Annotated in this window: 22 protein-coding genes; 11 read left to right on the plus strand and 11 right to left on the minus strand. The window is 73.3% G+C overall.

All coding sequences use genetic code 11. The annotated features are described in order from the left end of the window. The 3 genes from AB0I42_RS15980 to AB0I42_RS15990 all read left to right on the plus strand — a co-directional run bounded on the left by AB0I42_RS15980 (position 1) and on the right by AB0I42_RS15990 (position 3,358). On the plus strand, positions 1–1,941 hold the full coding sequence (locus tag AB0I42_RS15980) for a fumarate reductase/succinate dehydrogenase flavoprotein subunit (RefSeq protein WP_357537980.1): 1,941 nt from the start codon (positions 1–3) through the stop codon (positions 1,939–1,941). Then, positions 1,938–2,693 carry a succinate dehydrogenase/fumarate reductase iron-sulfur subunit gene (locus AB0I42_RS15985; protein WP_357537982.1) on the plus strand — a complete coding sequence of 252 codons (756 nt, stop codon included), beginning with the start codon at positions 1,938–1,940 and terminating at the stop codon, positions 2,691–2,693. Before AB0I42_RS15980 ends, AB0I42_RS15985 begins: the two co-directional genes overlap by 4 nt. 113 nt (positions 2,694–2,806) lie before the next feature. Beyond that, entirely contained in the window at positions 2,807–3,358 is a 552-nt protein-coding gene (locus AB0I42_RS15990; protein WP_357537984.1) for a hypothetical protein, read from the plus strand. Here the strand turns inward: AB0I42_RS15990 and AB0I42_RS15995 are convergent. The 4 genes from AB0I42_RS15995 to AB0I42_RS16010 form a co-directional block, all read right to left on the minus strand. Further along, entirely contained in the window at positions 3,334–5,757 is a 2,424-nt protein-coding gene (locus AB0I42_RS15995) for an EAL domain-containing protein (RefSeq protein WP_357537986.1), read from the minus strand. The two genes, AB0I42_RS15990 and AB0I42_RS15995, sit on opposite strands and share 25 nt — an antisense overlap. Positions 5,758–5,881: 124 nt before the next feature. Continuing rightward, a complete protein-coding gene (gene dgt / locus AB0I42_RS16000) occupies positions 5,882–7,426 on the minus strand; it encodes a dGTP triphosphohydrolase (protein ID WP_357537988.1) in 1,545 nt (514 codons plus the stop codon). Between the two features lie 560 nt (positions 7,427–7,986). Continuing rightward, the gene (locus AB0I42_RS16005; RefSeq protein WP_357537990.1) at positions 7,987–8,736 is read right to left on the minus strand and encodes an NAD(P)H-binding protein; all 750 of its coding nucleotides are present in this window, start codon (positions 8,734–8,736) and stop codon (positions 7,987–7,989) included. 96 nt (positions 8,737–8,832) lie between these two features. Continuing rightward, the gene (locus AB0I42_RS16010; protein WP_357537992.1) at positions 8,833–10,971 is read right to left on the minus strand and encodes an EAL domain-containing protein; all 2,139 of its coding nucleotides are present in this window, start codon (positions 10,969–10,971) and stop codon (positions 8,833–8,835) included. Positions 10,972–11,260: 289 nt separating this feature from the next. Between AB0I42_RS16010 and AB0I42_RS16015 the strand changes: the two genes are divergently transcribed. Both AB0I42_RS16015 and AB0I42_RS16020 read left to right on the plus strand, forming a co-directional pair. Continuing rightward, the gene (locus AB0I42_RS16015) at positions 11,261–12,286 is read left to right on the plus strand and encodes an ROK family protein (RefSeq protein WP_357537994.1); all 1,026 of its coding nucleotides are present in this window, start codon (positions 11,261–11,263) and stop codon (positions 12,284–12,286) included. A gap of 318 nt (positions 12,287–12,604) precedes the next feature. Further along, positions 12,605–15,067, plus strand: a complete 2,463-nt coding sequence (locus AB0I42_RS16020; protein ID WP_357537997.1) for a Tex family protein — start codon at positions 12,605–12,607, stop codon at positions 15,065–15,067. Between the two features lie 199 nt (positions 15,068–15,266). Here the strand turns inward: AB0I42_RS16020 and AB0I42_RS16025 are convergent, their stop codons facing one another. After that, the gene (locus AB0I42_RS16025) at positions 15,267–16,571 is read right to left on the minus strand and encodes an NAD(P)/FAD-dependent oxidoreductase (protein ID WP_357537999.1); all 1,305 of its coding nucleotides are present in this window, start codon (positions 16,569–16,571) and stop codon (positions 15,267–15,269) included. A gap of 137 nt (positions 16,572–16,708) precedes the next feature. On the opposite strand from AB0I42_RS16025, the gene AB0I42_RS16030 reads away from it, so the two are divergent. Together AB0I42_RS16030 and AB0I42_RS16035 are read left to right on the plus strand one after the other, a co-directional pair. Continuing rightward, positions 16,709–16,885, plus strand: coding sequence for a hypothetical protein (locus AB0I42_RS16030; protein WP_357538001.1), 177 nt, complete (start codon positions 16,709–16,711; stop codon positions 16,883–16,885). 63 nt (positions 16,886–16,948) lie between these two features. After that, positions 16,949–17,611, plus strand: coding sequence for a BON domain-containing class I SAM-dependent methyltransferase (locus tag AB0I42_RS16035; protein ID WP_357538152.1), 663 nt, complete (start codon positions 16,949–16,951; stop codon positions 17,609–17,611). 138 nt (positions 17,612–17,749) lie between these two features. Here the strand turns inward: AB0I42_RS16035 and AB0I42_RS16040 are convergent, their stop codons facing one another. Beyond that, positions 17,750–18,139, minus strand: coding sequence for a DUF2267 domain-containing protein (locus tag AB0I42_RS16040; RefSeq protein ID WP_357538003.1), 390 nt, complete (start codon positions 18,137–18,139; stop codon positions 17,750–17,752). A gap of 166 nt (positions 18,140–18,305) precedes the next feature. Here AB0I42_RS16040 and AB0I42_RS16045 point away from each other — a divergent pair, with 166 nt between their 5' ends. Both AB0I42_RS16045 and AB0I42_RS16050 read left to right on the plus strand, forming a co-directional pair. After that, positions 18,306–19,154 carry an aldo/keto reductase gene (locus tag AB0I42_RS16045; RefSeq protein WP_357538004.1) on the plus strand — a complete coding sequence of 283 codons (849 nt, stop codon included), beginning with the start codon at positions 18,306–18,308 and terminating at the stop codon, positions 19,152–19,154. 15 nt (positions 19,155–19,169) lie between these two features. Then, positions 19,170–19,583, plus strand: coding sequence for a hypothetical protein (locus AB0I42_RS16050; RefSeq protein WP_357538005.1), 414 nt, complete (start codon positions 19,170–19,172; stop codon positions 19,581–19,583). A 78-nt stretch (positions 19,584–19,661) separates the two neighbouring features. On the opposite strand, the gene AB0I42_RS16055 is transcribed toward AB0I42_RS16050, so the two are convergent. The 5 genes from AB0I42_RS16055 to AB0I42_RS16075 all read right to left on the minus strand — a co-directional run bounded on the left by AB0I42_RS16055 (position 19,662) and on the right by AB0I42_RS16075 (position 23,559). Continuing rightward, the gene (locus tag AB0I42_RS16055) at positions 19,662–20,132 is read right to left on the minus strand and encodes a MarR family transcriptional regulator (RefSeq protein ID WP_357538007.1); all 471 of its coding nucleotides are present in this window, start codon (positions 20,130–20,132) and stop codon (positions 19,662–19,664) included. A 22-nt stretch (positions 20,133–20,154) separates the two neighbouring features. Further along, positions 20,155–21,369 (minus strand): PP2C family protein-serine/threonine phosphatase, encoded by a 1,215-nt coding sequence (locus tag AB0I42_RS16060; protein WP_357538009.1) that lies wholly within the window; start codon positions 21,367–21,369, stop codon positions 20,155–20,157. Between the two features lie 102 nt (positions 21,370–21,471). Beyond that, on the minus strand, positions 21,472–22,176 hold the full coding sequence (locus tag AB0I42_RS16065; RefSeq protein ID WP_357538011.1) for an SDR family NAD(P)-dependent oxidoreductase: 705 nt from the start codon (positions 22,174–22,176) through the stop codon (positions 21,472–21,474). A gap of 112 nt (positions 22,177–22,288) precedes the next feature. Continuing rightward, positions 22,289–22,960 carry a phosphatase PAP2 family protein gene (locus AB0I42_RS16070; protein WP_357538013.1) on the minus strand — a complete coding sequence of 224 codons (672 nt, stop codon included), beginning with the start codon at positions 22,958–22,960 and terminating at the stop codon, positions 22,289–22,291. A 41-nt stretch (positions 22,961–23,001) separates the two neighbouring features. Then, a complete protein-coding gene (locus AB0I42_RS16075) occupies positions 23,002–23,559 on the minus strand; it encodes a GNAT family N-acetyltransferase (RefSeq protein WP_357538014.1) in 558 nt (185 codons plus the stop codon). 155 nt (positions 23,560–23,714) lie between these two features. Here AB0I42_RS16075 and AB0I42_RS16080 point away from each other — a divergent pair, with 155 nt between their 5' ends. Further along, on the plus strand, positions 23,715–24,083 hold the full coding sequence (locus AB0I42_RS16080; RefSeq protein WP_357538016.1) for an FKBP-type peptidyl-prolyl cis-trans isomerase: 369 nt from the start codon (positions 23,715–23,717) through the stop codon (positions 24,081–24,083). Positions 24,084–24,157: 74 nt separating this feature from the next. Beyond that, positions 24,158–25,309, plus strand: coding sequence for a polysaccharide pyruvyl transferase family protein (locus tag AB0I42_RS16085; protein WP_357538017.1), 1,152 nt, complete (start codon positions 24,158–24,160; stop codon positions 25,307–25,309). Positions 25,310–25,323: the final 14 nt, after the last annotated feature.

Here is a 25,323-nt window from a genome sequence, read left to right on the forward strand (position 1 = left end):
ATGACCGAACTGTTCTCGGTCGGCGACCCGATCGCCGACACCAAGGCCCCGGACGGCCCGGTCGAGACCCGCTGGGACCGGCGGCGGTTCTCCGCCAAGCTGGTCAACCCGGCCAACAAGCGCAAGCTGTCGGTGATCGTGGTCGGCACCGGCCTGGCCGGCGGCTCCGCCGCCGCGACGCTGGGCGAGCTGGGCTACCGGGTCCGGTCCTACTGCTACCAGGACAGCCCGCGCCGGGCGCACTCGATCGCCGCGCAGGGCGGCATCAACGCCGCCAAGAACTACCGCAACGACGGCGACTCGGTGCACCGCCTCTTCTACGACACCGTCAAGGGCGGCGACTTCCGCTCCCGGGAGTCGAACGTGCACCGGCTGGCCCAGGTCTCGGTGGAGATCATCGACCAGTGCGTGGCGCAGGGCGTGCCGTTCGCCCGCGAGTACGGCGGGCTGCTCGACACCCGCTCGTTCGGCGGCGCGCAGGTGTCGCGGACCTTCTACGCCCGTGGCCAGACCGGCCAGCAACTGCTGCTCGGCGCCTACCAGGCGCTGGAGCGGCAGGTCGCGGCCGGCACGGTGGAGATGTTCACCCGGCACGAGATGCTGGAGCTGATCGTCGTCGACGGCCGGGCCCGCGGCATCGTGGTCCGCGACATGGTGACCGGCGAGATCAGCACCGACCTGGCCGACGCCGTCGTGCTCGCCTCCGGCGGCTACGGCAACGTGTTCTTCCTGTCGACCAACGCCAAGGGCTGCAACGTCACCGCCACCTGGCGGGCGCACCGCAAGGGCGCGCTGTTCGCCAACCCCTGCTACACCCAGATCCACCCGACCTGCATCCCGGTGTCCGGCGACCACCAGTCGAAGCTGACCCTGATGAGCGAGTCGCTGCGCAACGACGGCCGGGTGTGGGTGCCGAAGAAGGCCGGCGACGACCGGGCCGCCGCCGACATCCCCGAGGACGAGCGCGACTACTACCTGGAGCGGATCTACCCGGCGTTCGGCAACCTGGTCCCCCGCGACATCGCCTCCCGGGCGGCGAAGAACGTCTGCGACGAGGGGCGCGGGGTCGGCCCCGGCGGGCTCGGCGTCTACCTCGACTTCGCCGACGCCATCGGCCGGCTCGGCCGCAAGGCCGTCGAGGCCAAGTACGGCAACCTGTTCGAGATGTACGAACGGATCACCGGCGAGGACCCGTACACGGTTCCGATGCGGATCTACCCGGCCGTGCACTACACGATGGGCGGCCTCTGGGTCGACTACGACCTCCAGTCGACCGTCCCCGGCCTGTTCGTGATCGGCGAGGCCAACTTCTCCGACCACGGCGCCAACCGGCTCGGCGCCTCGGCGCTGATGCAGGGTCTGGCCGACGGCTACTTCGTGCTGCCGAACACGATCGGCGACTACCTGGCCGCCGGGCCGTTCGAGCGGCTCGCCGCCGACAACCCCGAGGTCGCCGCCGCCCGTACGGCGGTCGAGGACCGGATCGCCAAGCTCCTCGCCGTGAACGGCGACCGTACGGTCGACTCGTTCCACCGCGAGCTCGGCCGGATCATGTGGGAATACTGCGGCATGGAGCGCACCGACGCCGGGCTGCGCAAGGCGATCGACCTGATCCGCGGTTTGCGCGAGGAGTTCTGGCAGCGGGTCCGGGTGCCCGGCGAAGGCGAAGGGCTCAACCAGGCGCTGGAGCGGGCCGGCCGGGTGGCCGACTTCTTCGAGCTGGCCGAGCTGATGTGCGTCGACGCGCTGCACCGCACCGAGTCGTGCGGCGGCCACTTCCGGGCCGAGAGCCAGACCCCCGAGGGCGAGGCCGAGCGGGACGACGAGAACTTCAGCTACGTCGCGGCCTGGGAGTTCACCGGCACCGGCGACGCGCCGGTGCTGCACAAGGAAGACCTGATCTTCGAGTACGTCCACCCGACGCAGCGGAGCTACAAGTGAAACTGACCCTGCGCATCTGGCGCCAGAACGGCCCCAAGGACAAGGGCCGGATGGTGTCCTACCAGCTCGACGACGTGTCGCCGGACATGTCGTTCCTGGAGATGCTCGACGTGCTCAACGAGCGGCTCACCCTCGACGGCGAGGAGCCGGTCGCCTTCGACCACGACTGCCGCGAGGGCATCTGCGGCATGTGCGGCATGGTGATCAACGGGGTGGCGCACGGGCCGGAGCGGGCCACCACGACCTGCCAGCTCCACATGCGGCACTTCAAGGACGGCGACACGATCGACATCGAGCCGTGGCGGGCCCGGGCGTTCCCGGTGGTCAAGGACCTCGTCGTGGACCGCTCGGCGTTCGACTCGATCATCCAGGCCGGCGGGTACGTCTCCGCGCCCACCGGCAGCGCGCCCGACGCCCACGCCACCCCGGTGCCGAAGGCGAACGCGGACGCGGCGTTCGAGGCCGCGGCCTGCATCGGCTGCGGCGCGTGCGTGGCGGCCTGCCCGAACGGGTCGGGCATGCTCTTCACCGCTGCCAAGATCACCCACCTCGGGCTGCTGCCGCAGGGCCAGCCGGAGCGGTCGGGACGGGTGATCGACATGGTGGCCGCCCACGACGACGCCGGGTTCGGCGGCTGCACCAACGCCGGGGAGTGCACCACGGTCTGTCCGAAGGGCATCCCGCTGACCACCATCGGCCGGCTCAACCGCGACTTCCTCAAGGCGTCGGCGAAGCGTCCGGACAACGCGTAAACCGGCCGACCGGGCCGGTCGGAGCGGGCCGGTCGGCGGTTCGATCGGCCGCCGGTGGCGCGATACCGTTTCGGCTCCCGTGTTGATCACGGGCGGGATCGGGAGGTGGATCGGTGCGGGTCGTGGCCGAACGGGTGTTGCCGGCCGAGATCGCCGAGCAGGCCTGGCAGATCTACGCCGAGGCGTTCGAGGAGATGAAGATCCGGGCGGTGCAGCGGCACGTGCTCTACCGCCACGAGTTCGACGAGGTGATGACCGACGAGCGGGTGCGCAAGCTCCTCTACGTCGACCACCGCCGGCCGGACCGGATCCGGGGCGTCGCCACCGTCACCGACGACCTGTCGGCGATCCCGTTGATCTCACCGGAGTACTTCGCGCACCACTGGCCGGACCTCTTCGCCGCGCGCCAGATCTGGTACGTCGGCTTCCTCGCCGTGCACCCCGCCGCCCGGGGCACCGGCGCCTTCGCCCGGCTGACCCGGGAGATCTGGCGACCGGTCCTGGCCGCCGGCGGGATGGCCGTGGTCGACGTCTGCCGCCACAACGACGAGCTGGGCTTCCACCGGGCGATCCACCACGCGCTGGGCTCGCTGGGCGGCGACGTACGCGCCGAACACATCGACGACCAGTCGTACTGGATCTACGAGGCGCCCGGGCCGTCCTGAACCGGTCCCCGCCAAGCCGCCGCCGTCGGCGGGCCGGACGGCACGGTCGCCGGCTGCCCCGGTGACCGGGACGGCACGACCGGCGACCCCGGTGGAAGGGCCGGCAGCGTGGACCAGCGCTCCCCGAACCGGGCCGGGCCGATCGGGGCGCCCCACAGCAGCCCCTGCCCCATCACCACGCCGAGTTCGGCGAGAACACCCTGCTGGGTCGTCGTCTCCACGCCCTCGGCGACCACGGTGAGCCCGAGCGCACTGCTCATCGCCGTGACCGCCCGGACGATCTCCTCGTCCTGTGCGTTGACGCCCAGGCCCCGGACGAACGACCGGTCTATCTTGACGCCGGTGACCGGATGGCGCCGCAGGTAGCCCAGCGCGGAGTAGCCGGTGCCGAAGTCGTCGACGACGATGCGTACGCCGATCTCGCGCATCTGGCGCAGGACCTCGTCGGTCACCGCCGACGCGTCGATCATCACCGACTCGGTGATCTCCAGTACGACGACGTCGGGCGGGACGCCGTACTCGGTGAGCGTCGAGGCGAGCACGTCCGGCAGGTAGGGGTCGCGAAGCTGGCGGGGCGAGACGTTGACGGACATCCAGAAGTCGTCGCCGACGGCGTCGGTATGCCGCCAGTCGGCAAGCTGCCGCACGCTCTCCCGCAGCACCCACCGGCCGATCTTGGCGATCAGGCCGGTGTCCTCGGCGATCGGGATGAATACACCCGGCGGGATCGCCCCGCGCGTCGGGTGGTTCCAGCGGATCAGCGCCTCGGCGCCGAGCAACCCGCCGGTACGCAGCTCGACGATCGGCTGGTAGGCCAGGTGCAGCTGCGGCGACACCGCCGACCCGTCGGGGGTCTCGGCCGGCAGGGCCTTGCGCAGGTCGACCTCGATGTCGACCCGCTCCCGGACCCGCTGGTGCATCGACGAGTCGAACATCGTCCACTTGCCGGGGCCCTCGGACTTGGCCTGGTACATGGCGGTGTCGGCCTCGCGCATCAGGTCGTCGGCCGTGACCTCGGTGCCGGCGTCGACCGGCCGGCCGGCGATGCCGACGCTGGCGCTGATGACGACCTGGGCGAACGGCATCGACAGCGGCGCGCCGAAGCAGTCCAGGACCCGTTCGGCGAGCGCGACGGCGTCGTCCCGGCTGCCGACGTCGACCATCACGAACTCGTCGCCGCCGACCCGGGCGACGGTCGCCGGCCCGGGCACGACCGTACGCAGCCGCCGGGCCACCTCGACGATCAACTGGTCGCCGGCGGCGTGCCCCCACGAGTCGTTGACCCGTTTGAAGCCGTCCAGGTCGAGATAGAAGACCCAGACCATCGCCCCGGGCGGGGCCGGCGCGTGGAGCAGCCGGCCGACGTGCTCGGGCAGCATCGTCCGGTTGGGCAGCTGGGTGAGCGCGTCGTGGGTGGCCTGGTGCTGGTAGCGGTGCTGGGCCGCCGCGTACGCCGACACGGCCGACACGGCCCGCCCGAGCAGCAGGACGACCATGGCGACACCGCCGACCGCGATCACCACCCGCTGCACCGGGTTCTTGTCCGGCAGCAGGACGGTGAGCAGGAACGGCACGGCGAGCGCCGGCACGATCAGCAGCAGCCGGGGCCACGACCACGCCTGCACCGGCAGCGGGGTGGCCCGCCCGAGTTCGACCATCGACGGGTGCAGGGCGGCCGCGCCGATGAACGCGAAGCTGAACAGGAACGGCAGGTCGAGCAGGGGCGACCCGGTCAGGTGACCGGTCCGGCCGATGATCGCATACGCGACGTCGCCGATCAGGACGCCGGTCATCGTGGCGACCAGCAGCAGGTAGCTGGGCCGCCGGGCGGCGGTGGTGAACGCCAGGTTGACCACCAGCAGGACCAGCACCGTGTCGAAGAGCGGATAGACGCCGGCCAGCGCCGACACGACGGCGGACCGGTGCGCGATGCTCGCCGCGGGTACGGCGAACAGCAGGATCGACACGATGGCCATGCCGACGCAGACGATCAGCCCGTCGATGACCGCGTGCTTCTCGATGGCGCGCCGGGCACGTAACAGGCCGGCGAGACTGAGCAGCATCAGGACGTATCCAGGCACGGTGAACATGTCGGCGGCCAGCTCGCTGACCCCGGTCCGGCCCGACGCCCACGGGCGCAGCAGTGCCCCCGCGGTGAAGACGACGATGGCGGCGGCCAGCAGCGTCCAGGGGTTGCGCAGTTCCGTGCGGTGCCAGCGGGGGCCGACGAGGAGCGCGACCACACCGGCGATGGCCACGACGATGAACGTCAGGCCGGACAGGACCGGGCTGACGTCGGCGACGTAGAGAACGGCGGCCAGAAGCCCGCCGACGACATAGAGGCAGGCGGGCAGAGCCGAGGCGGCGGGGCTGTCCGACGGCGAAGCCGTACGCGGCATCGGCATCGCCCCCTGAACGGACACGTGTGCTGACTGATCGTCTGGCAGGGCCACACAGTATCAAGGCAAGCCGGAACCGGTGGGTGAAGATCCCCACCCCGGCCCGTCGGCGCCGCCGGGCAGGTCACAGCACGAAGGCGTCGGTCCAGAGCTGACGGGAGCGCCCGGAGAGGGCGTCGAGCAGGGCGACCGCCTGCCCGTCGGTGAGCGCCGCGACGAAGTCGATGACCGCACGGCCGCGGGCCCGGGCCCTCAGGTCCGGACCGCTCCCCCGCCCCGTACCGGCCGCGTCGGCGCCGGCCGACAGCAACTCGGCCTCGGCCAGCTCGACCAGGTCGTGCAGCCGGCGCGGGAGCCGGGTCTCCTCGCCGGGGTCGAGGATCCAGGCGACCAGCGCCTCGACCAGGGTGGCCAGCAGCCGGGCCTGCCCACGCTGGTGCAGGGCCAGATCCGGACGTTCGAGCACGAACCGGTGGTGGACGAACTTGAGCACCTGGACCTCGTGCCACTGCGCCGCGTGCAGCAGGACGTGCCCGGACCGCATCGACGGCTCGGCCACCACCTCGATCGCGTCGACCAGCCGGCGGGTCCACCGGCTGGAGAACCCGGTGACGTACTGCTCCGCGGCGAGCGAGCCGTCGAACGGGGCGGCGAGCAGCCCGTCGACCAGTTCGGCCCGGACGTGCTCGACGGCCGCCGCGAACGCCTCGTCGTCGCTGATCCAGCCGTCGCGGCGGTGCAGCCGGCGACGCAGCCGCTCGATGGCCGCGCCGGGCCGCCGGCCACCGGCGTCGAGTTCGCCGTCGGGCAGTTCGCGCAGCCGGGTCGCCTCGCGCTGCCAGCCCATCAGCTCGCCGGCCACCGCCCCCTGCTGGAGCACGCCGACCCGGTGGAAGTCCTCCAGGTCGTGGATGGCGTACGCGATGTCGTCCGCGGTATCCATGATCGACGCCTCGACGGTCTGCTGCCAGTCGGCGACCCGGCCGGCGAACGGGGCCCGGGCCTGGCGCAGGTCGTCGACCTCGGTCGTGTACGCGCCGAACTTCAGCGACCCGCTGCCCGGGTCGTCGGCCGGCGGGGTCGCCCCGCGCGGCGCCGGATCCAGGTCACGCGGGTGCGGATCTGGATGATCGTGGCGGGTCCACGGATACTTCAAAATCGCCGCGCGGACCGCGGCGGTCAGGTTCAGACCGATCGTCGCCGTCCCCCGGATCTCGGTGCTGGTGACGATCCGGTACGACTGCGCGTTGCCCTCGAACCCGTCCGGCAGGCCGAGCCGCTGGCGGGCCAGCCGGTCCAGCACCTGCTCGCCGAGATGGCCGAACGGCGGGTGCCCGAGGTCGTGTGCCAGCGCCGCGGCCTCGACCACGTCCGGGTCGCAGCCGCCGAGCTTGTCCAGCAGGTCGCGGTAGCGGTCGTCGGCCGACAGCCGCTCGGCGACCGCCCGGCCGACCTGCGCGACCTTGAGGCTGTGCGTCAGCCGGTTGTGCACCAGCAGGCCGGACCCGCCCGGGCTGATGACCTGGGTCACCCCACCGAGCCGGGAGAAGAACGGCGAGCCGACGATCCGGTCGCGGTCGGCACGGAACGGGCTCGCGGCCAGATCGCCGTACGCGGTGGCGCTGTCGCCGAACAGGCGCTGGGCGCGGGGATCGACGGGGTGGGTCATGAAGTCGACCGTACTCCCGACCGGTTCGGGCGCGCCGGGCCGGTCCTCGGCGTGGCGGGAGGGCCGGGTCGGGTGGGGCGGTCCGGGCCGGTCGTGGGTGGCGGGGCGGGACGGTCCGGTTATCGGGGACGGGCGGGCGGCACGGTCCGGTTGTCGGTGACGGGCGGGGCGGTCGTTGGTGGCCGGGGGGCGCGGGGTCGGCCTCCGACGACCGACGTGCGGCCGCCGGAGGCATGGATTGCTGTCGCGACCCACAGCGAATTCGGCGTATCCACAGCGATTTCGCTGTGAGCCCGGACGGCTATACCCGTCCGGACTCCGCGGCGGATCCGGACTGACCGTCAGCAACGGGCACGAGTCGGTCACCACTTCTCCTTGATCGCGTCCCTCCCGGTCGCGCCGACCCGGGCCCGGCGCCGGCAACGGAGGGGGTCGCCCCGATCCCCGGAGCGAAGGCCCGCCGCAGGCACCCGGCACCCGGCGACCGACCGGCACCCGGCGACTGGCGGCCGGGGGGCCGCCGGCCCGCGTCATCGCGGCGGGGCCCGGGGGCGGGGACCCTACGGGGCCGGCCGCCGGGCCAGCCACTCGGCGAAGGTCTGGGTGCCGTGCTCGGCGGCCGGGCCGGCGACGAGCGTGCCGTCGCGCATCGCCCGGCCGAACGCGCCGGGCAGCGGGAACTGGATGACCGGGCCGCGCGCGCCGACGGCGCGTGCGTAGGCCCGGACCAGGTCGGCCATCATCTCCTCGCGTGGCCCGCCGAGGTCGGTGGCCCGGCCGACCGGTTCGCCCTCGGCGAGGTCGACGAGTCGTTGCGCGACCTCCCGGGCGGCGACCGGCTGTGACCTCATCGCCGGGATGAGCGTGAGCGGGCCGAATCTGAGCTGCCCGTAGATCTGGGTCGCGAACTCGTGGAACTGCGTCGCGCGCAGGATCGTCCAGGGCTGACCGCCGTTCTCTACCAACCGTTCCTGGGCGACCTTTCCGGCGTAGTAGCCGAACGGGGCCCGGTCGATGCCGACGATCGACAGCACGAGGAGGTGCCGTACCCCGGCGGCCGCTCCGGCGGTGAGCAGGTTCGTGGTCACGGCCCGGAAGAACCTTTCCGCCACCTCGGCGGAGCGGGTCGACACCGAGGTCACGTCGACGACCGCCCGTACGCCGCCGAGCGCGGCCGCCAGGCGGGTGCCGGCGACGAGGTCGACGCCGGTGGAGCGGGCGAGCACGACCGGTTCGTGCCCTCGTTCCCGCAGGACGTCGACGACGTGCCGTCCGACGGCGCCGGTTCCTCCGGCGACTGCGATCCTCATCCGTGCCTCTCCCGCCTGTGCTGGGTGCGGTTGCCGTCATGGAGGACGGGACAGCACCGACGGATGTGACGGACCGGTTGTGGACGGCTGCCGGCGTCAGGTGGCGGGGTGGGTGAGGTGGCGCGGGTATTCACCGATCTGTTCCGGCCGGCCGGCCGGGCCGAAGTGCCAGCCCTGGGCCAGGTCGCTGCCGAGGGTGGCGAGCCGCTCGGCCTGCTCGGCGGTCTCGACGCCCTCGGCGGTGACGCTCATGCCGAGCATGTGGGCGAGGCGTACGACGGTCTCCACGATCTGCTCGTCGACCCGGTCGGGGGTCGGCAGCCGCATGCCGGCCATGAACGCGCCGGCCAGCTTCAGCCCGTGCACGGGCAGGTGGCGCAGGTGGGCCAGGTTCGAGTAGCCGGTGCCGAAGTCGTCGATGACGATCCGTACGCCCATGTCGGCGATGGCCTGGAGGGTGGCGACGGGCCGGTCGTACGACTGCATCACCGCGCTCTCGGTGATCTCCAGTTGCAGTGCCTGCGGGGGCAGCCCGCTGTCGCGCAGCGCCCGGGCCACCTCGTCGGCGAGGTCGGGTTCGGTGAACTGGCGCATGGAGACGTTGACGCTGACGAACCGGGGTGGGCCGCCGTCCTGCCAGCGGGCGGCGTCGGCGCACGCCTGGCGCAGCACCCAACGGCCGAGCGCGACGATCACCCCGGACTGCTCGGCAACCGGGATGAAGGTGTTGGGCGACAGCCGGCCCAGCTCGGGGTGGTGCCAGCGCAGCAGTGCCTCGGCACCGCGCAGCCGGTGGTCGGTCAGCGAGACGATCGGCTGGTATTCGAGCTGGAACTCGCCGCGGCGCAGCGCCTCGGGCAGCCGGCCGGCGAGGTCGTAGCGGCGCATCTGGGCGGCGTTGCGGTCCGGGTCGAACAGCGCCCACCGGCCCCGCCCGTCGGCCTTGGCCAGGTAGAGGGTGGCGTCGGCGGCCCGCAGCACCTCCTGGAAGTCCTCGCCGTAGGCGGGCCGTTCGAGCACCCCGATGCTGGCCGACACGGTCAGCCGATGGCCCTCGACCTCGACCGGTGTGTCGAGCACCTCGAGGAGCTGCTCGGCGAGCGCGGTGACCTGGCCGGGGCCGTCGGTGTCGCGCAGCAGGACGACGAACTCGTCGCCGCCGACGCGCGCGATGACGTGGCCGGCGTCGGTGACCCGGCCGTGCAGCCGGCCGGCCACGGCGACCAGCAGTTGGTCGCCGATCCCGTGCCCGAGCGTGTCGTTGATGATCTTGAAGTCGTCGAGGTCGAGGAAACAGACGCCGACCCGACAGTCCGGGGTGGCGGCGGCGATGGTGTCCTTCAGCCACCGGTAGAGCAGGGTGCGGTTGGGCAGGCCGGTCAGCGGATCGTGGTGGGCCTGGTGGTGCAGCTCGGTCTGCAGGCGATGCCGGTCGGTCACGTCTTCGGCCATCGCCACCAGATAGGCCGGCCGGCCGTCGTCGCCGTGGACCAGGGAGACCGACAGCGTCATCCAGCCCGTCGTGCCGGCCGCGTCGACGAACCGCTTCTCCATCCGGACGAGGCGACCGCCGGAACCGAGCAGCCGTTCGACGATCTCCTGCCGGATCGACGGCACGTCGTCGGGGTGGAAGAAGTCGAGCACCCGCCGGCCGACCAGCTCGTCGGCCGGGATGCCGAGCATCAGGGAGACGGCGGGGTTGGCCTCGACGAGCCGGCCGCGCAGGTCGGCGATGGCGATGGCCGTGCCGGCCGCGCTGAACACCGCCCGGAGCCGGGCCTCGCTGTCGCGCCGGGCATGCTCGGCGGTGTCGACGGCCGCCAGCGCCGCCGCCCGGATCCGCTCCTGCCCCATCAGGGTGCGTTCCCGCTCCGCCGCGCAGAAGCCGGCCGACAGGCCGCCGAGCAGTTCGCCGAGCCGGACCTCCACCGCTCGTCCGGCCAGTCCGGCCTCGGCCGGGAGCCGGGCCAGCGTGGTGATCGAGTCGCGCAGCACCTCGGGGGCGGTGAGCCGGGCGCGGACGAGGGCGACGCCGACATCGTGCCCGACCCGCTCGTGCTCGGCCGGGGCGCGCAGTGCCCCGGCCATCCGCCGGACGAGTTCGTGCAGGAAGATGCGCAACTGGTCGCCGTCGGGGGCCAGGTAGCCGCTGGCCCGCACCGCGGACACCCAGCGTTCCGTCAGGTCGGACAGATCCCGTCCGGCTGTCGTCTGGTCGCTTTCGGTGCCATGCACGCCATCACCGCCCTTTCGGCCGCACCTTAAACCAAACCGTCCACCCACGGGACCCCGCACCCCGACTCTCTCGCCCACCCGCAGGCCCGCCCGTCGCCCGCCCGCCGCCCTCGCGCCGGCCCGGCCGCCACCCGCCCGCCACCCGCCCGTCGATCAAGGAGGAATCGTGGGAGTTATGTCCACTTTGGGCAGCAACGAGTCCTCGATCGACGCGGCGGTCGACGTCGGGTCGGTCACCCGTCCCCTGAGTACGATTCCTTTCCAGTCAACGCGAAAGGGCGGCAACTCTATGGGGACCGTCGACCGACCGGTCGTCGTCGGACTGGACAACGGTGGCAACAGCACGAACGCGACCGTCCTCGACGTGTCGGGCCGGTTCCTGGTCGACCGGCTGGTCGAGACACCGAGCCGGGTGCTGGAAGGGCCCGCCGCCGCGGTCGAGGCGATGGTGACGGCGATGGACGCCGCGCTCACCCTGACCGGGGTCGCCCGGGAGCAGGTCCTCGCGGTGGGCCTCGACACCCCCGGTCCGGCCAGCGCCGACGGGGTGATCAGCTCGAAGGGCTCCACCAACTTCTCGCAGCCACCGTGGCGGGGCTACGACATCCGTACGGCGCTGGCCGACCGGATCGGCCTGCCGGTGGTCTACAACAACGACGGCAACGCGGCCGCCCTCTACGCCCACCACGTGCACTTCGGCGCCGACGCCGGACAGCACTCGTCGATCTCGGCCATCGTCGGCACCGGACTGGGCGGCGGGGTGGTCGAGTCCGGCCGGGTGGTCCGGGGCGCCGCCGGGATGGCCGGCGAACTCGGGCACGTACACATCCCGCTGCACGGGCTGCTCGCCGAGGGGCAGCCGATCCCGACCTGCCGGTGCGGCTTCGCCGGCGACGTGGAGAGCGTCGCCTCGCTGACCGCGATCGAACGCAACCTCCTGCCGTACTGGTTGGGTCGTTACCCGGACCACCCGCTGGCCGCCGCCGAGTCGCCGCGCGCCGCGGCCAAGCTCGTCCGCACGTACGGCGAACAGGGCGACGAACTGGCCCGCCGGGTCTTCGACCAGCAGGCGATGGCGCTCGGGCGGCTGTTCACGATCGCGGCCAACTTCACCGACCCGAGCGTGTTCTTCGTCGGCGGCGGTGTGGTCGAGACGGATCCGGGGTTCCGGGAATGGTTCCTCGGCCGGATCCGGGAGCACACCCTGCTGCGTACCGAGCAGGCCGCGGCGTCGCACTTCGCCCTGGTTCCCGATCTCGACATGGCCGGCGCCCGCGGTTCGGCCATCGCCGCCCTGAACGTCCTCCCCCGCTGACCCACCCCACCCGCCCGTCTCGCATCCCGCCCACTCCCGCCCGCCCCGCCCCGCCCGCCCCCGCCCCCGCCCCCGCTGATCAAGGGGATCCTCTTCGCAAAACGGGCGGGAAACACCCCAACTTCCCCTTGATCGGCGCTCACCGGGCGCTCACCCGGGGACTCACCGGGCGCTCGCCGGCGGCGAGGGCGCGGGGGGTGTCGCATGACGTGGGGTGGGCCACGGGGGCCGACGCGCCGGGGTGGGCGCGCGACAAGCGGGGTCGGGCCCGGGCAGAATGCAGCGGCGAAGTCCACCGGAAAGGGACGGATCAGGATCGTGACTACGGCGGTTTACCAGCGGATCGCGCAGGAGCTCGGCGTACGCGAGCGGCAGGTGCAGGCGGCGGTCGACCTGCTCGACGGCGGCGCCACGGTGCCGTTCATCGCCCGCTACCGCAAGGAAGCGACCGAGATGCTCGACGACGCCCAGTTGCGGACCCTCGAGGAACGGTTGCGCTACCTGCGGGAGATGGAGGAGCGTCGCAGCGCGATCCTCGAGTCGATCCGCGCCCAGGGCAAGCTCGACGACGCCCTCGAAGCGTCGATCATGGCCGCCGACTCGAAGGCCCGGCTGGAGGACATCTACCTGCCGTACAAGCCGAAGCGGCGGACGAAGGCGCAGATCGCCCGCGAGGCCGGGCTGGAGCCGCTGGCCGACGGGCTGCTCGCCGACCCCACCGTCGACCCGAAGCTCGCCGCCGAGAAGTACGTCGACGCCGACCGGGGCGTCGCCGACGCCGTCGCCGCGCTGGACGGGGCCCGGGCGATCCTGGTCGAGCGCTTCGCCGAGGACGCCGACCTGATCGGCGGGCTGCGCGAGCAGATGTGGTCGCGGGGTCGGGTCACCTCGGCCGTACGCGACGGCAAGCAGGACGAGGGCGCCAAGTTCTCCGACTACTTCGAGTTCGCCGAGCCGTTCACGAAGCTGCCGTCGCACCGGGTCCTGGCCCTGTTCCGGGGCGAGAAGGAGGGCGTGCTCGACCTGTCGCTGGAGCCGGACGAGCAGCCCGCCGACCCGGCCGCCCCGGTGACGCCGAGCGACTACGAGCGGCGGATCGCCCACCGGTTCGGCATAGCCGACCAGGGCCGTCCGGGCGACCGGTGGCTCGCCGACACGGTCCGCTGGGCGTGGCGCACCCGGATCCTCGTACACCTCGGGGTCGACCTGCGGACCCGGCTGTGGCAGGCGGCCGAGGACGAGGCGGTCCGGGTCTTCGCCGCCAACCTGCGCGACCTGCTGCTCGCCGCGCCGGCCGGGACCCGGCCGACGATGGGACTCGACCCGGGATTCCGTACCGGGGTGAAGGTGGCGGTGATCGACGGCACCGGCAAGGTCGTCGCGACCGACACGATCTATCCGCACGAGCCGGCGCGGCGGTGGGACCAGTCGGTCGAGACGCTCGCCAAGCTGGCCGCCGCCCACCAGGTCGAGCTCGTCGCGATCGGCAACGGCACCGCGTCGCGGGAGACCGACAAGCTCGCCGGTGACCTGATCAAGCGGCATCCGCAGCTCCGGCTGACCAAGGTCGTCGTGTCGGAGGCCGGCGCGTCGGTCTACTCCGCGTCGGCGTACGCCTCCCAGGAACTGCCCGGCCTCGACGTGTCGCTGCGCGGCGCGGTGTCGATCGCCCGGCGCCTGCAGGACCCGCTCGCCGAACTGGTGAAGATCGACCCGAAGTCGATCGGGGTCGGGCAGTACCAGCACGACCTGGCCGAGACCAAGCTGTCCCGGTCGCTCGACGCGGTGGTCGAAGACTGTGTCAACGGCGTCGGCGTCGACGTCAACACCGCGTCCGCGCCGCTGCTGAGCCGGGTCTCCGGGATCGCGCCCGGACTGGCCGAGAACATCGTCATGCACCGCGACACGAACGGGCCGTTCCGCAGCCGCAAGGCGCTGCGGGACGTACCCCGGCTCGGGCCGAAGGCGTTCGAGCAGTGCGCCGGCTTCCTGCGCATCCCCGGCGGCGACGACCCGCTCGACTCCTCCAGCGTGCACCCCGAGGCCTACCCGGTGGTCCGGCGGATCCTGGCCAGCACCGGCACCGACCTGGGCGCGCTGATCGGTAACAACCCGCTGCTGCGCGGACTGCGTCCGGAAGGGTTCGTCGACGACACGTTCGGTCTGCCGACCGTCACCGACATTCTGCGGGAGTTGGAGAAGCCGGGCCGTGACCCGCGGCCGGCGTTCAAGACCGCGACGTTCGCCGACGGCGTGGAGAAGATCTCCGACCTGACGCCGGGGATGCTGCTGGAGGGGGTCGTCACGAATGTGGCGGCGTTCGGCGCGTTCGTCGACGTCGGGGTGCACCAGGACGGGCTGGTGCACGTGTCGGCGATGTCGAACACCTTCGTCAAGGACCCGCGCGACGTGGTCAAGCCCGGCGACATCGTACGGGTCAAGGTCGTCGACGTGGACATCGCGCGTAAGCGGATCGGGCTGACGCTGCGCCTCGACGACGACGTGACCGCCGGCCGGGGCGACCAGCGGTCCGGCGGCGGCCGCCGCGAGGGCGGCCAGCGCGGTGACGGCCCGCGCGGTGACGGCCAGCGCGGTGACGGCCAGCGTGGCGGGCAGCGCGGGGACGGCCCGCGCGGTGGCGGGCAGCGCGACGGGCGGCAGGGTGGTCGCGGCGGTTCCGGCGGCCGGGGTACGTCAGGCGGCTTCACCGGCGGCGGTGCGCTCGCCGACGCCCTGCGCCGCGCCGGCCTCGACAAGGGCCTGGGCGGCTCCGGGCGCTGATCCGCCCCGGCGCCCGCGACGCGCGCCGGCTTGCCGTCGCGCGCGGCGGGCCGGCGCCCCGACGCGCGTTGATCAAGGAGAAAGCGTGCCCGTTCCGGGGCGCTTTGTCGCTCAACTTCTCCTTGATCAACGCGCCCGCCCGGCGCGGGGACCCGGCGCGCGCGGCCGCGCGCCCGACGCGTGCCCGACGGGCGCGGGCTCAGCGGGCGGCGTGCATCAGTTCCGGGGAGGAACTGTCCAGCGGGACCGCCTGGGGCGGTACCAGGCCGAGTTGCACGCCCTGCCGGGGCAGGACCGAGCCGACCAGCCAGTCGGCGAGGACCCTGATCCGGTTCCCCGGCATCGACACCAGGTGGTAGCCCCGGGTCACCACCTTGGCGACCGGCCCGGACAGCGGCACCCCGAGCGGGTTGCCGGCCGCCTGCGTACCGCCGAGGTCGACCACGAAGCCGAGGTCGTGGTGCTTGTACGGGCGCCGCGCCCCCCGCCCGTACGAGGCGGCGATGTTGTCGGCGGCCAGCCGGCCCTGCCGTACGGCGTGCTGGGCGGTCATCGTGGTGATCTCGCCCGGCCGGGTCAGGTCCGGTACGGCGGCCGCGTCGCCGCAGGCGTACACCTCGGGGTGGCCGGGGACGTTGAGGTACTCGTCGACGACGAGCCGGCCCTTGGTCGTCGGCACGCCGAGGTCGGCGACCAGCGGGTCGGGGCGTACGCCGACGCACCAGATCAGCGAGCGGGTCGCGACGAATCCGCCGTCGGTGAGGCGTACGCCGTCGTGGGTGGCCTCGGCGACCGACGTACCCATGCGGACGTCGACGCCGCGGCGCCGCAGCACCCGGTCGGCGGTGCGGGACATCCGCTCGTCGAGTTCGGGCAGGACCCGCCCGGCGACGTCGAGCAGCAGCCAGCGCGGCGGGTTGCCGGCCAGGCCGGGCAGCCGGCGGGCGAGCGCGTCGGTGTAGAGGATGCCGTTGCCGGCGACCTCGGTGCCGGTGTAGCCGGCGCCGACGACGACGAAGGTGCGGCGGGCGTCGCGTTCGGCGGCGTCGGACGTCTCGGCCGCGAGTTCGACCTGCCGGGTCAGGTGGTCGCGCAGGAAGAGCGCCTCGGGGATGCCCCGGAAGCCGTGCGCGTGCTCGGTCAGGCCGGGGATCGGCAGCAGCTTGTTGACGCTGCCGGCGGCCAGCACCAGCCGGTCGTACGTCAGCTCACGGGGCCCGCCGCCCGGTCCCCCGTACGTGACGCACCGCCGGCCGAGGTCGATCCGCTCGGCCTCGCCGAGGATCAGGCGTACGCCGGGCAGGGTGTCCACCAGCGACACGGTGACCCGGCGCGGCTCGAGCACCCCCGCGGCGACCTCCGGCAGCAGCGGAAGATAGAGGAAGTAGTCGTGCGGGTTGACCAGCACGATCTCGGCGGCACCCCGGGCCAGGCGGGACAGCCGGCGGGCGGCGTGGTAGCCGGCGAACCCGGCTCCGATGATCACGATTCGTGGTCGGCTCATGCCTGGGTCTCCGATCGGTCGTCGGTGCCGCCGGATTCCCCGCCCGTCGGCGGACAAACCCGGCCGCCCGGTTTACCGCGCGTGCCGCGGGTATACCGCGCCGTCCGGACGGACGATCCGACAGCGGAGGGCGTGACATGGGCGAGGGCAAGAAGAAGCGGACGGACGACCGGGAACCGGCCGGTGAGCGCGACGAGCGGCAACTGTCCCCGGACTGGGCCGACGAGGCGGCCGAGGCCCGGACGGCGGACGACCCGAGGGCGCGGGCCCCGCACGACCGGACCGGGACGCCGAGTACCGGCGCGGCCCGCTGACCGGCCGCGGTGACGGTTATCGAGGCGCCGGCACAGAGCCGGCTCCGGTTACGTGACCGGTGCCTGGACCATTTCGCCGACGATCTGCTGACCAACGACCCCCGGCTGCGTGACCTGCGGGTCAACGTGACGTTCGACCGGGGGGTGGCGCACGTGACGGGCGCGGCGGACAGCCGTGCCCATCTCGCGCTCCTGCGAGACCTGCTCGGTCGGTACGAGGGCGTGTACGCCGTCTGGGACCGGGTCGCGGTCGCCGGACGCGAACCGGTGGTCCTCGACCTGGGATGTGGCGACACCCTGCAACAGCCGGGCAGTCTCGGCATCGACTGGCGGCCGGGGCGTGGGGTCGCGGTGGTCGCGGACCTGGCGGCCGGGATCCCGGTACGCACCAACTCGGTCGACCGGATCTTCACCGTGCACGTCCTGGAGCATCTGATCGACTACCTGCCGCTGCTCGACGAGTGTCACCGGGTGCTGCGGCCGGACGGCGTGCTGCACGTGCTGGCCCCCTGGTGGCGGCATGTCAACGCGGTGGCGGATCCGACCCACGTACGGTACTTCGACCCGCAGACGATCAAGAGCATCTGCGAGCGGCGGGACGCGGCGTACCCCTGGCGGCCGCTGCACGCCACGTGCGACGGCGCCACGGTCTTCGCCGACCTGGCACCGGCCCGGCCCGGCGACGACACACCCGGCCCGGCGTTCCTCGCCCGCTTCTTCGACTGAGCCCGCCCGACCGGCCGGGCGGCCCTCGGCCGCGCCGGCCTGTCATGATCGGTGATCAGGGGCCGGTGACGGCGGCCCGCCGGCGACCCGCCCGACGTACTCCCTGATCACGCGGATCTGGGGCGGGATCTGGGCGGGTCAGCCGCTCAGGCCGGGGCGGCCGAACAGGACCGCGTAACCGGACGGGAGCTGGCCGAGCACGTCGTTGAGTTCGCCGCCGGTGACCGAGTCGGCGACGGTCGACAGCACCGCGCTCGCGTCCCACTCGGCGGTCATGTCGGTCGCGCCGGTCTCCTCCGCGACCCGCTCCAGGAACTCTCGGACGCTGAACTGCTCGGCGGCACCGGACCGGGCCTCGAACGGTATCGCCGCCGCCCCGGGCAACTGGGCCCCGAGGTCGTGGGCCTCGCCCGGCGAGAGCCGCTGCGCCAGCACCTCGAGCACCGTGGTGGTGATCCGTTCGGCCTCGTCCCGGTCGACGTACTCGCCGCGTTCCCGGACGTCGGCCAGAAACTTGTCGTACCGCATTGCGTACCTCCCGGTCCGCGTTCGCGCCGGACTGCCCGGCCCGTCGGGCCGAACGGGTGGCCGGCCCGTCGAGCCGCACGGATACCCGGCGCGGCGGCGACGATTCCGGTTTGCCCGTACGGCGGCCCGGGAACTCGCCGCGTCCGGCAATCGTGGAGGAGCAGCCATGACTCAGACCGCACAGCGCGCGATCAATCTGCCCTCGGGTGACGCCGTTCCCGTACTCGGCCTCGGCACGTGGGGGATGGCGGAGGACGTACGCCGCCGCGACGAGGAGGTCGCCGCCCTGCGGCTCGGGCTGGACCTGGGCATGCAAATGATCGACACCGCCGAGCTCTACGCCGACGGTGCCGCCGAGCAGCTGGTGGGCGAGGTCATCAGGGGTCGGCGGGACGAGGTCTTCATCGTCGACAAGGTGTCGCCGACGAACGCGAGCGCCACCGGCGCGGTCAACGCCTGCGAGCGCAGCCTGCGCCGGCTGGGTACCGACCGGATCGACCTGTTCCTGCTGCACTGGCGGGGCACGGTACCGCTGGAGGAGACGATCACCGCGATGACCACGCTGGTCACCGAGGGCCGGATCCGGCACTGGGGGGTCAGCAACTTCGACCTGCCCGACCTGGTCGAGCTGACCAGCCTGCCCGGCGGCACGGCGGTGGAGGCGAACCAGGTGCTCTACAACCTCGGCAACCGGGGCATCGAGTGGGAACTGCTGCCCAGGTGCCGGGAGGCGGGGCTGCCGGTGATGGCGTACTCGCCGCTGGGACGCGGCCGGGTGCTGGGCGACCCGGCCCTGCGTGAGGTGGCGATCCGGCACGACGCGAAGCCGGCGCAGGTGGCGCTGGCCTGGACGCTGCGCCAGGAGGGGGTGTGCGCGATCCCGAAGGCGAGCACGCCGGGACACATCCGTGACCTGTGGGGGGCGTTCGACCTGCGGCTCACCGGCGACGACCTGACGATCCTGGACCGGGCGTACCCGCCGCCGAACGGCCAGACCGCGCTGGAGATGCTGTGAGCGTACGGTTCTCGGGTGGACGACGAACGCGGGTGGCAGGAGCGGCGCAGGCTCGCCGTCGAGGCGCACGGGGCGGCGCTGGCCCGGGCCCGGGCGGCCGAGGAGGAGCGGGCGGCGGCCCTGATCGCCGGGTTCGTCGCCCGGGCACGTGACCGTGGCCTGGCCGCGACCGCGCTGACCGCCCGCTCGTACGGCGGTCGCGGCCGCTACCGGACCGGGCTGCGGGGCTGGTACCTGCGGGCCGACCTGGCGGTCGGCGAGGACGGCAACCTCTACCTGCTGACCGTCCCGGCCAGCCTGCGGGCCCGGTTGGTGGGTACGGCGCTGCCGCCGTACCCACCGCGGCTGGTGATCGGCGAGGGTGGCCGGGACGGCGAGTCGATCCCGCTGGAGGTGCTGCTGCACCGCCGGCTGGGCGCCGACGGCTGACCGACGGGTCAGGCCGGCGCGGTCGGGGCCGGCCCGGTCGGGGCCGGCCCGGTCACGGGCGGCGCGGTCACGGCCGGCTCAGGCGCTCTTCACCTCGGTCGGTGTGTCCACCGCGCTGTGCACCGTCCCGGCCGCGCTGCTGAAGGCCACCAGGGAGAGCAGCAGTTCGCGCTGGGCCCGGCTGGGCATCCGGTCCAGCACCGCCTGGACCGCCTGGTAGCGGCGTTCCTTCAGTTCCTGGAGCAGCACCCGGGCGGACGCGGTCACCGAGAGCTGGACCTCGCGGCGGTCCCGGGGGTCGGGGGCGCGGCGCAGCATGCCGGTCGCCTCCAGCCGGTCGCAGAGCCGGCTCGCCGACGACGGGACGACGTCGAGCAGTTCGGCGAGCCGGTTGACGTTGGTGCCGGGCCGACTGCTGATGATGGACAGCACGCGGAGCTGGGTCGGTGACACCGTCGAGTCGTGGCTGGACCGTGCGGCGTCGAGCACAGCGATCAGCGACTCTGCGGCCGCCTCGACCGCGGCGGCGAGATTCGCAGATCGCTCCATGCCGTTGTCCTCTTGCCTTGGTCTAGCCCGTCCGATCCGGTTCGATCCTGCGTACGCCGCTACCCGCGGTATCGAGTTTCATACCATCCCAATCCAGACAGACGATGACGGCGTCGTCTTCGAGATCAGCATGTTCGTGGTAGGCGCGCAACTCGCGCATCACCGTACCAACCGCTTCGGTCGCCGGCTGCAGCCGAGTTCGACGGATGGCTCTGGCAAGGGCACTCTCGCCGTACGGGGCCCGGCCGCCGGGAGCGGCGGTGTAGACGCCGTCGCTGACGACCACCAGCCGGTCGTCCGGTTCGAGCTTGAACTCCTGCGCCTCGTAGCGGGTGTCGGCGAACATCCCCAGCGGGAGCTGCTGGTCGAGCCGGATCAGTTCGACCTGCTGGCCGCGCATCAGCAGGGCGCGGGGCGAGCCGGCGTCGACGACCCGGACCCGGCCGGTCGGCAGGTCGACCTCGACGAGCAGGGTGGCGACGTGCCGGGTCCCGCGGTGTTCGGCGAAGACGGTGTCGGAGGCGAGTTCGGCCTGCTCGACCAGGCTGCCGCCGGACCGCCGGGCGTTGCGCATGGCGTTGACGGTCACCGCGGTCAGCAGCGACGCGGCCAGGCCGGCGCCGTATCCGTTGAGGACGGTGACGGTGAGCCGGTCGTCGGTCAGCGCCCAGTCGAAGTGGTCGCCGCCGACGGTGTACGCGGGTTCGAGCTGGCCCGCCAGCCGGTAGGCCGGATGTGTCTGGCTGCGGCCGGGCAGCAGGTCCCACTGCATCTCGGCGGCCATGGTCAGCCGTTCCCGACGGCGGGCCCGACGGTAGCGGTCGGTGTCGCGGTCGGCGGCCCGCAGCGCGACGGCGAGTTCGTCGGCGACCAGGCCGACCTCGTCGACGAGTTCGCCGTCGGGGGCGGCGGCGAAGTCGGTGACCAGCACCCCGATCCGCTCGCCCCAGGCGGTGACCGGAAGGTGGAGCCGTACGCCGCCGGCGGCCAGTTGCTCCACGACGGACCGCTGACTGCTGAAGCAGCGTACGGCCGCGCCGGTCTCGGTCAGTGGGCCGTGGGCGGGGTGCGACTCGCCCAGCACCGGCCAGAGTCCGGAGATGCGGTAGTCGGCGACCAGCACGTCGGTCCGGGCTCCACCCAACCGGGTCCGGATGAATCCGTCGGCCACCTCGACCAGTTCATCCGGCGCGGCGGCCCGGAGAAGGGCCGCCACGGATCCGCGTGATTCCGGCATTTAATGGCTCTCCCGATCAATGTTTGCCACAGGGCAAGCATCATATGCGCAGAGAGATGTGGGGTGTCGCCCGGCCGTCCACCCGGGACCGGCGGCCCGGGCTCACCGCAGCGCGCGGATCCGGGCGGCGGTGACGGCGCGTAGTCCACCGACGACGGCCGCCATCCGGCGCGGCCGGGACACCGTGACCCGGCCCCGGTCCAGCGTCCGCAGCACCACCTCGGCGGCCTCCGCCGCGGACATCAGCAGCGGCCGGTTCGGCGCCTTGCCCATCTTGGTGTCGACGAACCCGAACCGGACCACCGACACCCGCACCCCTTTGGGCCGCAGCGCCAACGCCAGACCCTTCAGGTACGCCGTCAGCCCCGCCTTCGACGCCGGATAGGCCGGCGCGTCCCCGGAGACCAGCACGTCGGCCAGGCTGGACAGCCCGACGAAGTGCCCCCGCCCGGCGGCGACCATCCTGGGCACCACCACCTCCACGGTGCGGGCGGCACCGAGCAGGTTGACCTCGAACGCCCGGGTCTGGGTGGCCAGGTCGGCGAGGTCGAGCGGCTCGCCGATCCCGGCGGCGTAGACGCAGGCGTCGAGCCGGTCGACCGGCTCGACCGCCGCGGCCAGCAGCGCCGGGTAGTCGGGGGCGGTGACGTCGGCGACGACGTGGCGGTAGCCGTCGTGCGTGACCGGGCTGTCGCGCCGGGAGATCCCGGTCACCGTCCACCCCGATTCCAGCAGCCGCCGGGTCAACTCCAGGCCGATCCCGTCGCTGTTGCCCACCAGCAGGGCGTGTCCCCTGGTCCGCGTCATCTGTTGTGCCGTCCCTCGTGGTGCGTGCGCCGTGGAGCCCCGCCGGTGGCGGGCCGCCGATGCTACCGACGCGGAACCACCCGGCGCCCCGGGTCGGTCCACGGCGGACGGGTCAGGCCCGTCCCGTACGGCGGGCGCGGGCCAGCGCGGCGACGGCCGGTACGGCGGTCAGCGCGACCAGCCAGCCGGCGAGCACGTCGCTGGGCCAGTGGACACCGAGCAGCACCCGGGTCGCGCCCACCACCGCCGGGGCGGCGACCGCGCCGGCCAGCACCCCGGGACGGCTCGGCGCCGGCACCTCGGACCAGGCGACCCCGGCCACCACCGCCGCGGCGAGGGTGGCGTTCGTGGCGTGGTTGGACGGGAAGGCGTATCCGTCGGCGATCCGCAGTGCCCGGTCCGGCCGGGTCCGGGCCACCCGGGCCCGGACCAGCCGGCACAGCAGGGTTCCGGCGGCCGGCGCGGCGGCCACGAAGGTGAGTGCCCGCCACCGGCGGCGCCGGGCGACGACTGCGGCGGTCGCGGTGAGCACGCCGACGACGACCCGCCCGTCGCCGAGGTGGGTCAGCCGGCCGGCGGTGGTGGCGACGCCGGGGTGGCGGACGGCGAACTGGTGTGCCCGACGGGCCAGTGCGGTGTCGGCGGCGACCAGGGCCGGCCGGCGGGTCGCGACGGCCACGGCCAGCGCGGCAAGTCCGGCACCGGCGACCGCCGCCGCGCCGAGCATCGGACCGGCCGGCGTGCGGGACGCCGCCGGACGGCCGTACCACCGGTCCCCTGTCATCACTGACCGCAACGACCGGCGCGGGCCAATGTGACGCCCGGCTACCGCTGGTGGCACCAGGTGCGCAGGCTGACCGTACGGCCCTCGGCCTCGCGGGTCACCGGCGGCTCGTCGGTGAGTGCGAAGCCGGCCGAGTGGGCCACCGCCACGCTGGCCGCGTTGGCCGGGTCGATGCGCAGCACGACCCGGCGCATCCCGAGCGACCGGTGGGCGTACCCGGTCAGCAGGGTGACCGCCCGGCGGGCCAGGCCCCGGCGCCGGTGGGCGGCGCCGACCGCGTAGCCGACCTCGGCCTCGTCGGGGCCGCCGCCGGTCTGGAAGAGCAGGACCTCTCCCAGCGGGATCCGGCCGTCGGTGGTGATCGCGAGATGCAGCCCCCGGTCCTCGGCGCGGGCCCGGAACGCCTTGTCCAGGTATTTCCGCGCGGCCGTCAGGTCGAACGGCGAGCGGAGCGGGGTCCACCGGTCGACCTGCGGTTCGTCGAAGAGTTCGGACAACGCCGGCAGGTCGTCGTCGGTCCACTCGCGCAGGTGCAGCCCGTCGCCGGTGATCTGCGGGTGGGGCGGAATCCGCAGGGTGCCGTGGTCGGCCGTCGTCATGGGGTGATCATGCCGGACGGGCGCCCGCCCCGCCCACGCGTTTTCCGCCCGTGGCGGGGTGGTTCGCCCGGTCGTGGCCGGATGCCGCGCCGGCGCCCGGCCCGGCGGCTAGGCTCGGACGGTTCATGCCACCGACCGTTCAGGAGAGCGACACGATGAGCAAGCCACAGGTCGACCCGATCCAGGGCCAGGCGCCCGCAGACCTCGTGATCGAGGACATCTCGGTCGGCGAGGGCGAAGAGGCCAAGGCCGGCCAGTCGGCGACGGTCCACTACGTCGGGGTGGCCCACTCGACCGGCCAGGAGTTCGACGCCTCGTGGAACCGGGGCGCGCCGTTCACGTTCCCGCTCGGCGGTGGCCGGGTCATCGCCGGCTGGGACCGGGGCGTCGTCGGGATGCGGGTCGGCGGCCGTCGCCGGCTGGTCATCCCGCCGCACCTGGGCTACGGCGACCGTGGCGCCGGGGGCGCCATCCGCCCGGGTGAGACGCTCATCTTCGTCGTGGACCTGCTCGACGTGAACTGAGCGCCGGCTCCCCGTCCGGTGTCTACTCGGCACCGGACGGGGTAAGCGCCGCGAACCCGACCTGGGAGCGGCGAATGGACGCACACGGTATGACCGTCGGGGTTCTCGGCTCGTACGGCGGCCGCAACCTCGGCGACGAGGCAATCCTCACCAGCCTGCTCGACGACCTGAGGGTCCGGGCGGACCGGGCCCGGATCCTGGTCTTCACCCGCGACCCCGACCAGACCCGGCGGGCGCATCCCGGCGTGGAGGCGGTCCGCTGGCAGGACAGCAACCACGAGGGCCGGCTCGCCCTGCTGCGCGGCCTCGACCTGCTGGTGCTCGGCGGGGGCGGGGTGCTCTACGACACCGAGGCCCGACGCTACCTGCGCATGGTGCGGGCCGCCCAGGAGCAGGGCGTCCCGGTGTTCACCTACGCCGTCGGGGCCGGCCCGCTCACCGAGCCGCTCGACTGTGCGATGGTCGTCGAGACGCTGAGTGCCGCGATCGAGGTGACGGTCCGCGACGAGGAGTCCAAACGGGCCCTCGAGGATGCCGGGCTCACCCGGCCGGTCACGGTCACCGCCGACCCGGCCCTGATGCTCGAACCCGAGGAGTTCGACCTCGGGATCCTGCACGGCGACCGGCTGCCGGAGCAGCGTCGGCTGATGGGGATGAGCGTACGGGAGCCGGGGCGGGCGGCGGAGAGCCTGGACCCGGCCGAATACCACCGGTTGCTCGCGCACGTCGGCGATTTCCTGGTGCACCGCTTCGACGCGCACCTGCTGTTCGTGCCGATGGAGAACCGGGACCTGCGGCACGCGCACGCGGTGCTGTCGCACATGACGGCCGCCGAGCACGGCCGCATCCTGCACGGCGACTACCGGCCCCGGCAGATCCTGGGGCTGATGGAGCACCTGGAACTGGTGGTGGGGATGCGGCTGCACTTCCTCATCTTCGCCGCGCTGGCCGGGGTGCCGGCGCTGCCGCTGCCGTACGCCGGGAAGGTCTTCGACTTCGCCCGGCAGATGGGCGCTCCGGCGCTGCTCGGCGTGGTCCGTGAGTCGGCCGGGCCGTTGCTGGCGGAGGTGGACCGGCTGTGGGACGAGCGGCCGGTGCGGTTGCCGCAGAACACCGCCCGGCTGGCGACGCTGCGGGACCGGGCGGCCTGGACCGGGGTACGCCTGGAGGCGGTGCTCGGCGAGGTGCGGGCCGGTACGGCTCGTCCGGTCGTCCAGGTGGGGTGAGCCGGGGGTGAGCA

The organism is Polymorphospora sp. NPDC050346, from assembly GCF_040655695.1.
In the GTDB taxonomy this organism is placed as follows: domain Bacteria; phylum Actinomycetota; class Actinomycetes; order Mycobacteriales; family Micromonosporaceae; genus Polymorphospora; species Polymorphospora lycopeni.

What these genes read in the sequence shown, in the direction of transcription:
- AB0I42_RS16040 (WP_357538003.1), bottom strand. Translation starts at nt 18,139, where the DNA reads ATGCGGTACGACAAGTTTCTGGCCGACGTCCGGGAACGCGGCGAGTAC.
- AB0I42_RS16055 (WP_357538007.1), bottom strand. Translation starts at nt 20,132, where the DNA reads ATGGAGCGATCTGCGAATCTCGCCGCCGCGGTCGAGGCGGCCGCAGAG.
- AB0I42_RS16005 (WP_357537990.1), bottom strand. Translation starts at nt 8,736, where the DNA reads ATGAGGATCGCAGTCGCCGGAGGAACCGGCGCCGTCGGACGGCACGTC.
- AB0I42_RS16080 (WP_357538016.1), top strand. Translation starts at nt 23,715, where the DNA reads ATGAGCAAGCCACAGGTCGACCCGATCCAGGGCCAGGCGCCCGCAGAC.
- dgt (WP_357537988.1), bottom strand. Translation starts at nt 7,426, where the DNA reads ATGACCCACCCCGTCGATCCCCGCGCCCAGCGCCTGTTCGGCGACAGC.
- AB0I42_RS16075 (WP_357538014.1), bottom strand. Translation starts at nt 23,559, where the DNA reads ATGACGACGGCCGACCACGGCACCCTGCGGATTCCGCCCCACCCGCAG.
- AB0I42_RS16070 (WP_357538013.1), bottom strand. Translation starts at nt 22,960, where the DNA reads ATGACAGGGGACCGGTGGTACGGCCGTCCGGCGGCGTCCCGCACGCCG.
- AB0I42_RS16060 (WP_357538009.1), bottom strand. Translation starts at nt 21,369, where the DNA reads ATGCCGGAATCACGCGGATCCGTGGCGGCCCTTCTCCGGGCCGCCGCG.
- AB0I42_RS16015 (WP_357537994.1), top strand. Translation starts at nt 11,261, where the DNA reads ATGGGGACCGTCGACCGACCGGTCGTCGTCGGACTGGACAACGGTGGC.
- AB0I42_RS16065 (WP_357538011.1), bottom strand. Translation starts at nt 22,176, where the DNA reads ATGACGCGGACCAGGGGACACGCCCTGCTGGTGGGCAACAGCGACGGG.
- AB0I42_RS16085 (WP_357538017.1), top strand. Translation starts at nt 24,158, where the DNA reads ATGGACGCACACGGTATGACCGTCGGGGTTCTCGGCTCGTACGGCGGC.
- AB0I42_RS15980 (WP_357537980.1), top strand. Translation starts at nt 1, where the DNA reads ATGACCGAACTGTTCTCGGTCGGCGACCCGATCGCCGACACCAAGGCC.
- AB0I42_RS16025 (WP_357537999.1), bottom strand. Translation starts at nt 16,571, where the DNA reads ATGAGCCGACCACGAATCGTGATCATCGGAGCCGGGTTCGCCGGCTAC.
- AB0I42_RS16030 (WP_357538001.1), top strand. Translation starts at nt 16,709, where the DNA reads ATGGGCGAGGGCAAGAAGAAGCGGACGGACGACCGGGAACCGGCCGGT.
- AB0I42_RS15995 (WP_357537986.1), bottom strand. Translation starts at nt 5,757, where the DNA reads ATGCCGCGTACGGCTTCGCCGTCGGACAGCCCCGCCGCCTCGGCTCTG.
- AB0I42_RS16045 (WP_357538004.1), top strand. Translation starts at nt 18,306, where the DNA reads ATGACTCAGACCGCACAGCGCGCGATCAATCTGCCCTCGGGTGACGCC.